This window comes from Salipiger abyssi, from assembly GCF_001975705.1.
Lineage (GTDB): Bacteria > Pseudomonadota > Alphaproteobacteria > Rhodobacterales > Rhodobacteraceae > Salipiger > Salipiger abyssi.
The window spans coordinates 4,005,571-4,019,632 of sequence record NZ_CP015093.1 but is presented as its reverse complement, the minus strand read 5'-3'; the positions used below and the strand labels follow the sequence as shown (position 1 = coordinate 4,019,632).

The window sequence follows — 14,062 nt, the reverse complement described above, 5'->3', positions numbered from 1 at the left end:
GCGATTGACAGCGGGGGCTATAATCTGGCCATCTGCGCGGTGTTAGCGCCGCAAACGCCGATGGAGGAGAGTGCCGATTACCCCCGTGACCGATCATATCGACAGAGTCGTGAAGACCGTGGGCTCGGACCGGGCGGCTGCGATGTCGTCGCTGGCGGCGTCCTGGCGGCGGTCGATGCGGCATCACGGGCTCGATCCGTCCGAGCGTCGCGCGCCCGAGCGGCTCGACCAGCGCGCGCTGCACGAGCGGCGGCTGCGGGTGGAGCGGTTTCTGCTGGTGGCCGGGCCGAAGCTCGATCAGCTTTTCGGGCTCGTGGGCAGCTCCGGCTGCGGCGTGCTGCTGACCGATGACGCGGGGCTGGTGCTGGATCAGCGCTGCGCCGATGCCGACAGCGCGGTGTTCCGCGACTGGGGGCTTTGGCCCGGCAGCGACTGGAGCGAGGCCGCCGAGGGCACCAACGGCATCGGCACCTGCCTGGCCGAACAGCGCCGGGTGACGATCCATCGCGGCGATCATTTCCTTGCGCGCAATATCGGCATGAGCTGCATGGACGCGCCGATCTTCGGCCCCGATGGCAGCGTGCTGGCGGCGCTCGACGTGTCGTCGGCGCGGGCCGACCAGACCGAGGGCTTCAACCGGCTGATTGCCGCGACGGTGGCGCAGACCGCGCGCGCCATCGAGGCGGATTTCTTCCGTGCCTCCTTTCCCGATGCACGCATCGTGGTGGGCGATGGCGACGAGAGCGAGGCCTCGGTGCTGGTGGCGGTCGATTCCGACGATCTGGTGGTCGGCGCCACGCGCGGTGCGCGCAAGGCCTTCCGGCTGGAGGCCAAGGGCGCGCTGAAGCCGCGGCCTGCCGCCGATCTCTTCGGTCAGGGCGACGGCCCCACCGGGTTCGAGAAGGCCGAGCGCGCGGCGGTGGTGCGGGCGCTGACCCGCGCCGACGGCAATGTCTCGCAGGCGGCGCGCGCGCTGGGGATCGGCCGCGCGACGCTCTATCGCCGGATGAAGCGGCTGGGGCTCGGCGACTAGCGCCTCAGACCAGCTCGGTGCGGATCGCTCGCAGACGTTCGGCCAGGGCGTCGGCTACGCGCCGGATGCGCGGGCTGCGCGCCTTGTCCTCGTGCAGCGCCAGGTAGAGCGGGCGCAAGAGCACCGCGTCGTCCACCGGCACAAGCCCCGCCGGGCGCCCGAGAAATACCGGCAGCACCGCGATGCCCAGCCCCTGGTGCGCCGCAGCCAGCATGCTCGGCGGATCGCCGGAGTAGAGCGCCACGGCGCGATTGCCCGCCCAGTTCCGCGCCCAGGCAAAGACCTCGCCGCCGCTGCTCTCGGGACGGATCACCGCCTCTGTCACCGCATCCGGCGCGCGATAGGGGCGATAGGCGACCTCGGCGAGCTTGCGGGCGCGGATCGTCTGACCCTCCGGCGCGCCCACCCTGAGCGCGATGTCGATCTCGCCGCTTTGCAGATCGGCGCGCGCCGCCAGCCCGTCGAGGCGGATCGAGAGATCCGGGTGATCGGCCAGCAGCCCGCCCAGCAGCGGCACCAGAATCCGCGCCTGAAATACCGGCGGCGCCGAGATTCGCACCGGCCCGCCGGCATCGGCGCCGCGCGCCCGGCGGGCCAGGGCCTGCGCGGCCTCTTCCATCGCCTCGGCCTCGGGCAGCAGCGCATCGGCCTCTGCCGTCGGGCGCCAGCCGCGCGGCAGCCGGTCGAAGAGTTTCAGCGCCAGCGCGCGCTCCAGCCGGTCGATCCGCCGCGCGACGGTGGCGTGTTCGACGCCGAGCGCCCGCGCCGCGCCCGACAGCGATCCCTGTCGCATGAGCGCGAGAAAAACGGTCAGGTCGTGCCAGTTCATCGGGGTGTTTTCTCACATTTATGGGGCATTTCTTCCGGCTTCCCGGGAATTTCCGCACAGATATCTTTGCGGCAGTTCGCAGAGAAAGGAAATCCCATGCTGGACAAACCCGACACCGCCGCGCCGGCGGAGATGCTGACACGCCGCTTTCTAGAGGCGCTTTTCGCCGGGGACATGGGGCAGGTGCTCGACATGGTCGCACCCGATGCCGTGTTCATTCCCGCGCGCCGCGAGGCTTCGGCGGCCAACCCGCTTTTTGGCACCTATTCCGGGCCGGAGGGGGCGGCGCTGTTCTTTGGCCGCTTCGGCGATCTCTTCACGCCGGAGCGGTTCGACATCGCCGCCGGGGTCGGCGACGCCCGCCGCGCCTGCCTGTTCGGACGGCTGCGCCACATTGTGCGGGCCACCGGCAAGACATTTGCCTCCGATTGGGCGCTGGTCACCGAGTGGCAGGGCGGCAAGCTGGTGCTCTATCACTTCTACGAGGACACGGCGGCGCTGGCCGAGGCGATGAGCGCCTGATCCTCCGAACGGGCGCAAAGATCTTGCGCCCGTGGTCGCTTTCCGGGTTACACTCTCCTCCAAGAGGAGTGAGTTGGGTAAAAGGGAGGGCAGGGATGACCGTGACGCCGGAGCCGGGGGTGCCCCCGCTGGCAGAGGTGCGTTTTGCCACGCTGAAAGAGGCGCTGCGCCGGGGCGTGGCCGATTTGAAGCGCGCGCCGGGATTTGCGCTGGTCTTTGCCGGGGTCTATGTGTTCGCCGGGTTGCTGATGAGCTGGATCACCTGGGCGACCGGGCAGAGCTATTGGCTGGTGCTCGCGGCGATCGGCTTTCCGCTGCTGGCGCCCTTTGCCGCCGTCGGTTTCTACGATGTCAGCCGGCGGCTGGAGCTTGGCCTGCCGCTCGACTGGATGCAGATCTTCAGCGTCATCCTGCGGCAGTCGAAACGGCAACTGCCGTCGATCTGCGCGGTGATCGTGATCGTTTTCCTGTTCTGGTTCTTCCTCGCGCATATGATCTTTGCGCTGTTCATGGGCCTCTCGGTGATGACCAATGTCTCGTCGAGCTATGGGGTGTTCCTCACCGCGAACGGGCTGACGATGCTGGCGGTGGGCTCGGCGGTGGGGGCGGGCTTTGCGGCGCTGCTCTACATGATCACGGTGCTGGCGCTGCCGCTGCTGCTGGACCGCGAAATCGATTTCGTCACCGCGATGATCACCTCGTTCCAGTATGTTGCGGCGCATCCGGTGGTGATGTTCGCCTGGGCGTTCTTTATCGCGGCGGTCACGCTGGTCTCGATGCTGCCGGGCTTTCTCGGGCTGTTCCTGACACTGCCGGTGCTGGGCCACGCCACCTGGCATCTCTACGATCTGCTGAAGACCGGCGCGGCGGCGGGGACGGCGGGTCGGCCAGTGACGGTCTGAGCCCCGAAGGGCTCAGACGGGCGGATCAGACGAAGGGTTCGTCGATGCGCAGTTGCTTGCGGTGGAACGGCACCAGTTCCTCTGCCGAGGCATAGCCCGCGGTGCGTGCGGCATTGAGGATGAGCTGGGTGTCGCGGCCGAGATACTCATAGACCAGCCGGGCAGCGCGCCGCCCGGTCGGATTCTCCGGCGTGGTGCGCACGGTGTAGCCAACCCAGTAGGTTTTTGCGAGCGCCGGCACCCGGGCGAGATAGTTGAACGAGGTGGTGACCGCGCCGCGCCGGCTGACCAGCATCGCCAGCCCCTCGGCCTGCGGCATCACCATGCCGCGAAATTCGCGCGTGCGCGGATCGGTAGGCATGTCGTGCATGGACAGCGCTTCCTTGGGCTCGAAGCCACGCAGGAAGGTGAAGCCCTCTTTGCGGGTGATGTGCACAAGCCCGACGACGAAGCGGTCTTCTTCGGTAAAGGCGGCGCGGGAGAAGCGGAAGAAACCCGAGGGAAATTCCTCTTCCGACAAATGCGTGACCCCGGCGCCGATGAAATCCGAAATAAAGCTGTGGCTCAACAGGCTGCGCGGTTCGGATCGGATCTGGTCGACCGGTTCCAGCAGAATACGGGCATCGACTCCGAAAAAGCGGCAGATCCGGTGCAGCACATCTGGGCGCGGAAAGCTTTCGCCCGCAAGGTAGCGATTGAATTGCGTGCGATTGATGCCAAGATCGCGGCACAGGGCCGAAATAGATGGCGCATTGCGTCCGAGCCTGCGTAGATTGGCTCCGAATACGCCACGCAATTCGGCCGGGCTGGGTTGATTATCGTCTCGGGTTAGATCTGTTGACATTCCGTTTCTTTCCCGCAGCGGGGCTTAGACGACAGCGCGCCGTCATTTTTGGGCCTTATTTTCTACGGGTTACCGGAACTTGATGCGAAGTAGCGTCACACTTGATGCCCATCCGCGCCAATTGATATCGAAACTGTCACAAAATGCAACCCAGAGACACGTTTCTTCGCATGGGCGTGCGGCAGGAAATGCGTAACCCTGTATCAGACGGAGCGGTAAGGGTGTGACAATGTCACAAAAGATGTATGGGGTGGTGCTATGGGCAGACCCCGGAGATCATAAAGCTGTAATCTGGTGTGAGGACCACGGCGATCTTGCGTTCTACCATGATTCCGTGGCCAGCCCGCATGACGGTGTGTCGCTTGACGCCGGGGATCTGATTCAGTTCGATCTGATGCAGGCGGAAAATCTGCGCTTTGCCTGTAATCCCAAACGTCTGGTTCAGAAGCAATATCCGGAGCTCGCGCAAAATCTGCGCGGCGCCTCGCCGATGGCGGGGGGTGGCGCGGCGCAGGCCCGTGCTGCGGCGCGTCCGGCCGGGAAAGTCGTGGCGTTTCCCGACCGGCGTTTTCTGGCGGAGACGCTCAAGGCATCCTGAGGAGGAGGTTCCCGGCGTCGCTCAGTCCTGGCCGCGGGCCAGAGCGGCGACGCCGGTGCGGGCCACCTGAACCAGGCCCAGCGGTCGCATCAGATCCGCGAAGGCGTCGATCTTGTCCGGCGCGCCGGTCAGCTGGAAGATGAAGCTTTCCAGCGTCGAATCCACCACATTGGCGCGGAAGATATCGGCCAGCCGCAGCGCCTCGACGCGCTTGTCGCCGCTGCCGATCACCTTCATCAGCGCCAGTTCGCGTTCGACCGAACTGCCCTCGGCGGTGAGGTCGTGCACATCGCGCACAGACACGATACGGCCGAGCTGCGCCTTGATCTGCTCGATCACCTGCGGCGTGCCGGTGGTGACGATGGTGATGCGCGAGAGATGGCCTTCGTGATCGACCTCGGCCACGGTCAGGCTGTCGATATTGTAGCCCCGGCCCGAGAACAGGCCGATGACGCGCGCCAGCACGCCGGGCTCGTTCTCCACCAGCACGGTGATCGTGTGCGATTCCTGCACATCCGAGAAGGTCGGGCGCAGGTTGTAGGCCGAATGTTTGGACGAGCCCTTCTTGATCTGTAGCGCGGACATTTCCGTTCCTTTCTTCCCTTCCTTGCCGCCGGCTGGCGGCGCTCCTGTCACTGCGCCCGACCGGAATAGCCGAGCGTCTCCATCCATGGTGTCAGCCGGTCCATGACCGGCGCCAGCTGGTCGCGGTAACGCTGCCAGCGGTTCTCTGCATCGCGGTATAGCCCGCGCGTCACCTGCGCATAGCTCGCTGTCTGGATCACCGCGCGGCTCTGGGCGGCGCGGCGATGATCGGCCATGTCGGTGCGCCAGTCGCGCCCCAGCGCCGCCATCACCGGCGCAAAGGCGCGGGCAGGATCGGCGATCATGTCCTCATAGCGCAGCTCGGTCACGTCGAGTTCCAGCCGGTCGCGGTAGCGCTGCCAGAGCGTGAAGCTGCGGTCATAGGTCTCTGCCGCTTCGGAGAGATCGAGGAAGCGGTCCATCGCCTCGTTGGCGGTGAAATTCTGCATGAAGCAGCTCAGCACCACGTCGCAGGGGTGGCGCAGCACGAGAATGAATTTCGCGCCAGGGAACATGCGGGCGATGGCGGCGGCGTTCAGCATGTTGAAGGGCAGCCGGTCGATGGCGCTGCGGTTGCCCACCTGCTGGCCAAGATCGGTCTCGAAGCGCACGCGATAGGCGGCGCGGCGGGCGGCGCGCTCCTCGGTGCCGAGGGTGGCGAGATCGTGCGCCTCCCGCGCGGGGTCGATGCCGCGTGTGAGGGTTTGCGAAAACGGCCGTTCTTCGGTCAGCAGGATGTCGGGATGGCCACGCAGGAAAGTGTCGGCCAGTGTGGTGCCCGAGCGGGGAAAGCCCACCATGAAGACCGGTTGCCAGCCATCGGTCTCCGCCGCATCGGCGGGCCAGCTGCCTGCGGGCAGCGCGTCGAGCCCGGCGAGCTTGTGTTGAATGGCGCCATGAAACTGCGGTCCGCCAACGGCGGGCCGGGCGCGCAGCCGGTGGGCGTTCATCTCGTCGAAGGCCGCGAAGGCCTCGGCGGGCCGGTCCAGCTTGTCGAGCGCGCGTCCGCGCAGCTGTTCGCGCACGCCGCGCGTCTCGGGCGGCAGTGCGGTGGGGTCTTGTGCGTCGAGCAGCGTCAGCGCGTCTTCGGCGCGGTCCTCGCGCAGATCCCTCGCAGCCCTGTGCAGCGCGATCATCGGTGCGCCGGGGCAGGCGGCCTCGGCGGCGTCCAGCGCGTCGGCGGCCTCGTCATTCCTGTTGGCCAGATCCAGCGCCCGCAGCAATGCGTCCCAGGCGAGCACATCGCCGGGGGCAGACCGCGTGGCCTCGCGCAGATGTATGATGGCGCGATCCGCATCCTCCAGTTCGAGCAGCGCCAGCCCCGCCGCCATCCGCACCCCGGCATTGCCGGGCGCGACGTCCAGCCCGGCGAGGGCGGCGTCGCGGGCGGCGGCGGGTTGCGAGAGGGAACGGAGCAGCATCGACATGTTTACATAGCTGTCTGGAAGGGCGGGATCGGTCCGTATGGCGTGGTCGAAGGCGCGCAGCGCGTCGTTGTTGCGCCCGGTGGCGCGCAGGGCCAGCCCCAGCGCATTGGCGACATCGCCGAGCAGCGGCTGGCGTTTCAGCAGCGCCTGGGCGCGGGGCAGCACCGCCTGCCAGTCGCGGGCCCGGAGCGCCGTGCCGATGGCCTTGCGCTCGCGGGTTTCCGCCGCTGTCAGACGCGGGGCAGGGTGGGCCGCCGCCCCGAGCGCGGCGAGACGCCGCCGCGCCTCGGCGTTGTCGCTGCTGCGTGCCAGAAGCCCGCGCAAAAGCGCCGCGGCCTCGGGCTTGCGCTGCGCCGAGATCAGCGCGTTTGCCTGCGCGAGGGCCTGCGCCGCATCGGGCGCAGGCCGGTCTTTCGCGCTGCTAGACAAGCACCGCTCCCTTGCCGGCGATGGCGTTGGTCGCCTTGGCGTCGCCAAGCAGCATCTTGTTATGCGGCTCGCCCGACGGGATCATCGGGAAGCAGTTCTCGTGCTTCTCGACCAGGCAGTCGAAGATCACCGGCCCGTCGTAGTTCAGCATCTCCATGATCGCATCGTCCAGATCCTTCGGATCCTTGCAGAGGATGCCCTTGGCCCCGAAGGCCTCGGCGAGCTTGACGAAATCGGGCAGCGCCTCGGACCAGCTCGACGAATAGCGTTCGCCATGCAGCAGCTGCTGCCACTGGCGCACCATGCCCAGCCGCTCGTTGTTGAGGATGAACTGCTTGACCGGCAGGTGATACTGCACCGCGGTGCCCATCTCCTGCATGTTCATCAGCCACGAGGCCTCGCCCGCGACATTGACCACCAGCGCGTCGGGATGCGCCACCTGCACGCCGATGGAGGCGGGGGTGCCGTAGCCCATGGTGCCCAGACCCCCGGAGGTCATCCAGCGGTTGGGATCCTCAAAGCCCAGGAACTGCGCCGCCCACATCTGGTGCTGGCCGACCTCGGTGCAGATATAGCGATCCATGCCCTTGGTCAGCGCTTCCAGCCGTTCCAGCGCATATTGCGGCTTGATGGTGGTTTCGGAGGGTTTGTATTTCAGGCACTCGACCTGTTTCCACTCCTCGATCTGCCGCCACCATTTCGCCAGCGCCTCGCGGTTGACCTTGCGGCCGCGCGCCTTCCAGACCTTGAGCATGTCCTCGAGCACATGCGCCACGTCGCCGACGATCGGGATGTCGGTCTTGATTACCTTGTTGATCGAGCTGGGATCAACGTCGATATGCGCCTTTTTCGACTTCGGCGAGAACGCGTCGATGCGGCCGGTGATCCGGTCGTCGAAGCGGGCCCCGATATTGATCATCAGATCGCAGCCATGCATCGCGAGGTTGGCCTCGTAGAGCCCGTGCATGCCCAGCATGCCCAGCCAGTGCTTGCCGCTGGCCGGGTAGGCGCCGAGCCCCATCAGGGTCGAGGTGATCGGAATGCCGGTGGCATCGACCAGCTCGCGCAGCAGCTGGCTCGCCGCCGGGCCGGAATTGATCACGCCGCCGCCGGTGTAAAAGACCGGGCGCTCGGCGTTTTCCAGCGCCTCGACCAGCTGGGTGATGGTCTCCATGTCGCCCTTGACCTGTGGCTGGTAATGGCCGACCGGCGCCTTGGGCTTGGGCGTGTACTCCGCGCTGGCGAACTGCACGTCCTTGGGGATGTCGACCAGCACCGGGCCGGGCCGGCCCGAGGCCGCCACGTGAAAGGCCTGATGGATCACCGAGGACAGGTTGGCCGTGTCCTTCACCAGCCAGTTATGCTTGGTGCAGGGGCGGGTGATGCCGACGGTGTCGGCCTCCTGAAACGCGTCCGAGCCGATCATGAAGGTGGGCACCTGACCCGAAAGCACGATGATCGGAACGGAATCCATCAGCGCATCGGTGAGCCCGGTGACCGCGTTGGTGGCACCGGGGCCCGAGGTGACGAGCGCCACGCCGACCTTGCCGGTCGAGCGCGCATAGCCTTCGGCAGCGTGCACCGCGCCCTGTTCGTGGCGAACGAGGATGTGGCGGATATCGTTCTGCTGAAAGATCTCGTCGTAAATCGGTAGAACGGCGCCGCCGGGATAGCCGAATACCGTGTCCACACCCTGATCCCTCAGGGCCTGAACCACCATTTTCGCTCCGGTCATCTGACGTGTCATCGCGTGTCTCCGTTTACGACGTCATTCATTTTTGCGCTGCGCAATAAAAAAAGCCCCCGAGAATTTCGGGGGCGCATGGGGATCCGTTATGGTTCCGAGTTACCGGCCCATGCGCCATTTTCCTACAATCAGTACGAGCCGTTCCACGGGGTGGACTCCTTGGTTGCGCGGGGCGGACATTAGGAGGATGGGGCAGGGGCGTCAACCTTGGAATCCGCGAAAAATCACATTCCGCGCGGCTTTGTTTTTTCGAAAGTTTCCAGGCGGGGGTGTTGGGCGACATTTTTGGAAAGAATTTCGACCGCTTTCGTAATGGGGCAGGGAGACAGACGCATTTTGCTGCCTGCCGCCCAGCGGCTGGATTTGGCGGGGACAAGACCCGCGCGCGGCTTCGTGATTTGCTTGAAACATGATTTTGCGGCAATCTGAACTTATCGGTTCAGTATCCGCTGAGGGAGGATGACATGGCCATCTATCGCACGTTCCACAAAACCGCCCGCGACTTCACCATGATGAAGGCGGCGCTGCTCGTGGCGCTTCTGGTGCTGGCGCAGCTCCTGGGATCGGTGCGGGATGCGGGGGGCGAGATCGCCCAGGATGCCATGACCCACCCCCAGGTGCTGCGGGTGCTGGTCGAACGCTGCGGTGAGAGCCAGAGCGCGGGGCCGTTGATCTAGGCGATCGGTTTGCGCGGTTGCGTTCAGACGTTGACGCCGGTGCCCTGCAAGACGCCATGTTCCAGCGCATAGCGGGTGAGGCCGGCGGTGGAGCTGATGCCGAGCTTGCGCTTGATGTTCTTGCGGTGGGTCTCGACCGTGCGTACCGAGATGTCCAGCGCCAGCGCCACTTCCTTGTTGGACTTGCCCTGCGCAAGCTGCAACAGCACCATCTGTTCGCGGTTGGTGAGCTGTTCGCGCCCGCCGGTCATCACCGGGCGCAGCGCGCCCTCGGCGCCGGTGCAGAGATAGCGCCCGCCCGCCATGACCGTGTCGATGGCGCGCTTGATCTCGTCTGTGGGCACATCCTTCAGCACATAGCCCACCGCGCCATGCCCCAGCGCGGTCGAGATATATTCCGGCGTGTCATGCATCGACAGCACCAGGATCCGCGTCTCCGGGCGTTGTTCGAGGATCATCTCTGTGGCCGACAGCCCGTTCAGGCCGGGCATGTTGAGATCCATCAGGATCACGTCGGGCGCCAGATCCTCCAGCGCGTCGATCATCTCCTGCCCGCCGGAAAGCGTGCCCACCACGTCGATCTCGTCATAGCTGTCCAGGATCGCCTCGATCCCCTCCGCCACGAGCGGATGATCGTCGACAATGGCAACACGGGTGGGGCGGGTCATGCGCGGGCCCTCGGAGATTGCGCGCTGCCATCCTCTGGCGGCAGCAGGTGGGACAGGGGAATTTGCGCTTCGATAACGGTGCCGGAGCGCGAGGACAAGACGCGCAGCGTGCCGCCGAGCTGGTCCATGCGCTCCTGCATGTTGCGCAGCCCGATGCCGCGGTGTCCCTTGCCGGTCTCCGCGTCGATGCCATGCCCGTTGTCGGAGACCCGCAGCGTCGCGCCCTTGCGGTGGCCGCGCAGGTCCATATCGACCCGGGTGGCGCCGGAATGGCGCTCGATATTGGTCAGCGCCTCCTGCGCGATGCGGTAGAGCGCGATGCGCCCCTCCTGGTCGATGCGGTTGCGGAACACCACCGTCTCGAACACCGTCTCGATCCCGGTGCGGGCGTGGAAATCGTCGGTCAGCGCCTTCAGCGCCGGCCCGAGCCCGAGATCGTCGAGCGTGCCGGGGCGCAGGTCGCGGCTGATGCGGCGGACCTCCTGAATGGCACCCAGCAGGTTCTCCTGCCCGCGCTCCAGCGCCTGGCCGGCGCGGGCATCGCCGGTGATCAGCCGCCGCCGCGCAATCTCCAGCGCGTATTTTACGCCCACGAGGATCTGGCTGATGCCGTCATGCAGCTCGCGCGCCACGCGACCGCGCTCTTCCTCTTGAGCGTCAAACACCCGCTGGGTCAGCTCCTTGAGCTTGGCATCCGCCAGCCGCCGCTCGCGGATATTGAGGATCAGCCCCGACAGGAACACGGTCAGCAGCGCCGAAAGGGTGATGCCGCCGATATAAAGGAAGGTGTGCCGCACCCGTTCCTCGACGCCGGCGCGCGCCGCAGCCACCTGCTCGACGATATCGTCGATCCAGACGCCGGTGCCCACCGCCCATTGCCAGTCCTGAAAGCCCAGCACAAAGGAGATCATCCGCGCCTCTTCGCCGGTCGATGGCTTGGGCCAGAGATAGGTGTGATAGCCCGAGCCCTGGCGTGCGATCTCGATCAGCCGGTCGGTGATCGGCGTGCCCTCGCTGTCCTCCAGCCCGGACCAGTCGCGCCCGATCATCTCGGTGCGGCGCGGAGAGACCAGATTGGTGCCGTCGTAATCGTAGACAAAGAACGAGCCGTCCTCGCCATAGATCATTGCCGCGAGGATCTGCGCCACCCGTGTCTTGGCCTCTTCGTCATCGGGGGCGGCGACACCGTAGATGAAGTAAAAGCCATTGCGCGCCTGGGTGACGTAATTGCGCAATTCCTGCTTCTTGGTTGCGATGAGCTGGGCTTCAAGCGTGCGGATCTCGCTTTCCGCCATGGCGCGCGATTGCGAGGCCACCACGACCGAGATCGCCGCCGCCGCGACGATCAGCGGCACCGAGGCCAGAAGAAAGAGCTTCTGGCCGTAACTCAGGTGCAGACGGTCGAGAATCGCGGGCATGACCTCGGATATCGGTTGATTCGCGCCCGATCAAACCATGAAACCCGCCCATTCCCCAACGGCATGCGGTTTTCAGAACGCTTTATTCCAGCGCTTTCGCGCAAGAATGCTGCCCGTCTACGTAGCAGTGGGTATTTTCCTTTGATTGCGCTCTCATTACGCTGCCGGAACACGAAGATCCGCGCAGTCCGGAGGAGCGGTATTGCGCACGTCAATTCGGGAGGACATCTATGGATCGCCGTTCTTTTCTGAGGGCCACCACGGCCGGTGGCGCTGCTGCCGCCGCGACTTCGCTTGCCGCGCCTGCCTATGCGCAGGGCCGCCGCACCCTCACCCTTGTCACCACCTGGGGCCGCGGCCTCGCCGGGGTGCATGACAGCGCGCAATACTGCGCCGACCAGATCACCGCCGCGACCGACGGCCAGCTCACCGTCGAGCTCAAGGCCGCCGGCGAGCTCGTGGGCGCCTTCGAGGTGTTCGACGCCGTCTCCGCCGGTCAGGCCGACATGTATCACGGGGTGGATTACTACTTCCTCGGCCAGCACCCGGCGATCAGCTTCTTCAGCCAGATCCCGTTCGGCATGAACTTCATGGAGTTCTCCAACTGGTTCTACCATGACGGCGGTTCGGAGCTGTCGGACGAGCTCTACTCGATCTTCGGCCTCAAGGCCTTCCCGTCTGGCAATACCGGCCCGCAATCGGGTGGCTGGTTCTCCAAGGAGATCACCTCGCCGGAGGATTTCCAGGGCCTCAAGTTCCGCATGCCGGGGCAGGGTGGACAGGTGCTGGGCAAGCTCGGCGCATCGGTGCAGAACCTGCCGGGCGCGGAAGTGTATCAGGCGCTCAGCTCGGGCGCGATCGACGGCACCGAATGGATCGGCCCCTGGGCCGACGAGAAGGCCGGCTTCCAGGAGATCACCAAGACCTATTACACCGCCGGTTTCCACGAGCCGGGGCCGAACCTCAACCTGACGATGAACCTCGAGGTTTACGAGAGCCTGACGCCCGCGCAGCAGGAAATCGTCGCGCAGGTCGCCCGTGCCGGCAACCTCTGGACGATGTCGCTCTTCATGGCCAACAACTCGGCGGCGCTTCAGCGTCTCCAGTCCGGCGGCGTGAAGATCATGGAATTCCCCGACAGCGTCTGGGACGCGTTCGGCGCGGCGGCCAAGGAAGTGGTCGAAGAGCCGATGGGCGACGATCTCTACAAGCGCTGCTATGACAGCTACATGGCGTCGCTGACCTCCTCGGCGCAGTGGATCAGCCGCTCCGAAGGCGCCTTCTCGGCGCAGCGGAACCGCGTCATGGGGCTCTGACCCGACATATCGCGCAGTTGACGCCCCCGCATCCCGCGGGGGCGTATCTGCTTTCTAACAAGATCCTGCGGCGGCCCGCCCGAAAGCGGGGCGGAGCACGACCCGGGACGACACACCGCAAACAGGGGCTCAGGTCATGGAAGACGCAGCCACGGGCGGAGCGTTCGGCGCAATCCTGAACGGCTTGGTCTGGTTCTTCAGCAATATTGCCATGTCCTTCTACAATCTCGGCTACGCGCTGACGCATCCGTCAAGCTGGCTGAACTGGTCGGACAGCGAAGCGGTCATGCGCTTCGTGTATTACGGCGCATCGCCGGAGCTGTTCTTTGTTGTGTTCACGACGGTGCTGGTGCTGACCGTCATCGGGATCTGGCGCAACAACGTCATGTGGGGCATGGTCCGGGGGCTCGAAGCCTTTGGCAATACCGTGGGCCGCGTCGCCGCCTGGGCGGGGCTGATCATGGTGCTGCAACAGGTGGTGATCATCTTCGTGCAGCGCATCTTTGCCCGGCCCGACCTGTCCTTCGGTTTCGGCGTGCCGGTGACCTTTGATGTGAGCTGGTGGTCGGAAGAGCTCAAGCTCTACAACGCCATCGTCGTGGCGCTGTGTCTGGCCTATACCTTCATCCAGGGCGGCCATGTGCGCGTCGATCTGGTCTATGCGCCGGTGAAATACCGCACCAAAAAGATCATCGACATGTTCGGCAGCCTGTTCTTCATGCTGCCCATGGCCACGCTGATGTGGCTCTATTCCTGGTTCTTCCTGTGGCGCCATCTCATCGTGCCCAAGCCCTCGGCCTCCGAAGGGCTCGACCGGCTGCTGATGAAATCGCGCGCGCTGCGCTGGAATGTCGAGACCATCGGCTTCAGCCCCAACGGCTTTTCCGCCTATTTCCTCTTCAAGATCCTCATCGTCCTGATGTGCGGCTTCATCTTCCTCCAGGGTGTGACCTTCTTCTGGCGCTCCTACCTGGAATGGAAGGAAGGCGAGGAGAGCGAGGGCAAATATCACGATCACGACCGGGTCGAGACGGGCGAAGAAGCCTACGACCACGCGGAATTCTGAG

The 14,062-nt window shown here is 65.5% G+C and carries 14 protein-coding genes; 7 read left to right on the top strand and 7 right to left on the bottom strand.

The window, feature by feature from the left end; translation table 11 throughout:
* Positions 1-76 precede the first annotated feature (76 nt).
* The gene (locus Ga0080574_RS23140) at positions 77-1,033 is read left to right on the top strand and encodes a helix-turn-helix domain-containing protein (protein WP_380659264.1); all 957 of its coding nucleotides are present in this window, start codon (positions 77-79) and stop codon (positions 1,031-1,033) included.
* A 4-nt stretch (positions 1,034-1,037) separates the two neighbouring features.
* Here the strand turns inward: Ga0080574_RS23140 and Ga0080574_RS23135 are convergent, their stop codons facing one another.
* Positions 1,038-1,862, bottom strand: coding sequence for a LysR family transcriptional regulator (locus Ga0080574_RS23135; RefSeq protein ID WP_076705210.1), 825 nt, complete (start codon positions 1,860-1,862; stop codon positions 1,038-1,040).
* Positions 1,863-1,958: 96 nt separating this feature from the next.
* On the opposite strand from Ga0080574_RS23135, the gene Ga0080574_RS23130 reads away from it, so the two are divergent.
* On the top strand, positions 1,959-2,384 hold the full coding sequence (locus Ga0080574_RS23130) for a nuclear transport factor 2 family protein (RefSeq protein WP_076705208.1): 426 nt from the start codon (positions 1,959-1,961) through the stop codon (positions 2,382-2,384).
* A 95-nt stretch (positions 2,385-2,479) separates the two neighbouring features.
* A complete protein-coding gene (locus Ga0080574_RS23125) occupies positions 2,480-3,286 on the top strand; it encodes a DUF2189 domain-containing protein (RefSeq protein WP_076705206.1) in 807 nt (268 codons plus the stop codon).
* 25 nt (positions 3,287-3,311) lie between these two features.
* Here Ga0080574_RS23125 and Ga0080574_RS27015 read toward each other — a convergent pair whose 3' ends face one another.
* On the bottom strand, positions 3,312-4,130 hold the full coding sequence (locus Ga0080574_RS27015; protein WP_076705204.1) for a helix-turn-helix domain-containing protein: 819 nt from the start codon (positions 4,128-4,130) through the stop codon (positions 3,312-3,314).
* 229 nt (positions 4,131-4,359) lie between these two features.
* Between Ga0080574_RS27015 and Ga0080574_RS23115 the strand changes: the two genes are divergently transcribed.
* Entirely contained in the window at positions 4,360-4,728 is a 369-nt protein-coding gene (locus Ga0080574_RS23115; protein ID WP_076705202.1) for a hypothetical protein, read from the top strand.
* A gap of 21 nt (positions 4,729-4,749) precedes the next feature.
* Here Ga0080574_RS23115 and ilvN read toward each other — a convergent pair whose 3' ends face one another.
* The 3 genes from ilvN to Ga0080574_RS23100 are packed head-to-tail and all read right to left on the bottom strand — an operon-like array spanning position 4,750 to position 8,916.
* Positions 4,750-5,313: an acetolactate synthase small subunit gene (gene ilvN / locus Ga0080574_RS23110; protein WP_076705195.1), complete on the bottom strand. Its 564-nt coding sequence runs from the start codon at positions 5,311-5,313 to the stop codon at positions 4,750-4,752.
* Between the two features lie 47 nt (positions 5,314-5,360).
* Positions 5,361-7,169: a tetratricopeptide repeat-containing sulfotransferase family protein gene (locus tag Ga0080574_RS23105; RefSeq protein ID WP_076705194.1), complete on the bottom strand. Its 1,809-nt coding sequence runs from the start codon at positions 7,167-7,169 to the stop codon at positions 5,361-5,363.
* The gene (locus tag Ga0080574_RS23100; RefSeq protein WP_076705192.1) at positions 7,162-8,916 is read right to left on the bottom strand and encodes an acetolactate synthase 3 large subunit; all 1,755 of its coding nucleotides are present in this window, start codon (positions 8,914-8,916) and stop codon (positions 7,162-7,164) included. Before Ga0080574_RS23100 ends, Ga0080574_RS23105 begins: the two co-directional genes overlap by 8 nt.
* Before the next feature lie 464 nt (positions 8,917-9,380).
* On the opposite strand from Ga0080574_RS23100, the gene Ga0080574_RS23095 reads away from it, so the two are divergent.
* Positions 9,381-9,593 (top strand): hypothetical protein, encoded by a 213-nt coding sequence (locus Ga0080574_RS23095; RefSeq protein ID WP_076705190.1) that lies wholly within the window; start codon positions 9,381-9,383, stop codon positions 9,591-9,593.
* A gap of 23 nt (positions 9,594-9,616) precedes the next feature.
* Here the strand turns inward: Ga0080574_RS23095 and Ga0080574_RS23090 are convergent, their stop codons facing one another.
* Positions 9,617-10,261 carry a response regulator transcription factor gene (locus Ga0080574_RS23090; RefSeq protein ID WP_076705188.1) on the bottom strand — a complete coding sequence of 215 codons (645 nt, stop codon included), beginning with the start codon at positions 10,259-10,261 and terminating at the stop codon, positions 9,617-9,619.
* Entirely contained in the window at positions 10,258-11,679 is a 1,422-nt protein-coding gene (locus Ga0080574_RS23085) for a cache domain-containing protein (RefSeq protein ID WP_076705186.1), read from the bottom strand. Before Ga0080574_RS23085 ends, Ga0080574_RS23090 begins: the two co-directional genes overlap by 4 nt.
* Before the next feature lie 230 nt (positions 11,680-11,909).
* Between Ga0080574_RS23085 and Ga0080574_RS23080 the strand changes: the two genes are divergently transcribed.
* A complete protein-coding gene (locus Ga0080574_RS23080; RefSeq protein ID WP_076705184.1) occupies positions 11,910-12,995 on the top strand; it encodes a TRAP transporter substrate-binding protein in 1,086 nt (361 codons plus the stop codon).
* Positions 12,996-13,131: 136 nt separating this feature from the next.
* Positions 13,132-14,061, top strand: coding sequence for a TRAP transporter small permease subunit (locus Ga0080574_RS23075; RefSeq protein WP_076705182.1), 930 nt, complete (start codon positions 13,132-13,134; stop codon positions 14,059-14,061).
* Position 14,062 lies beyond the last annotated feature (1 nt).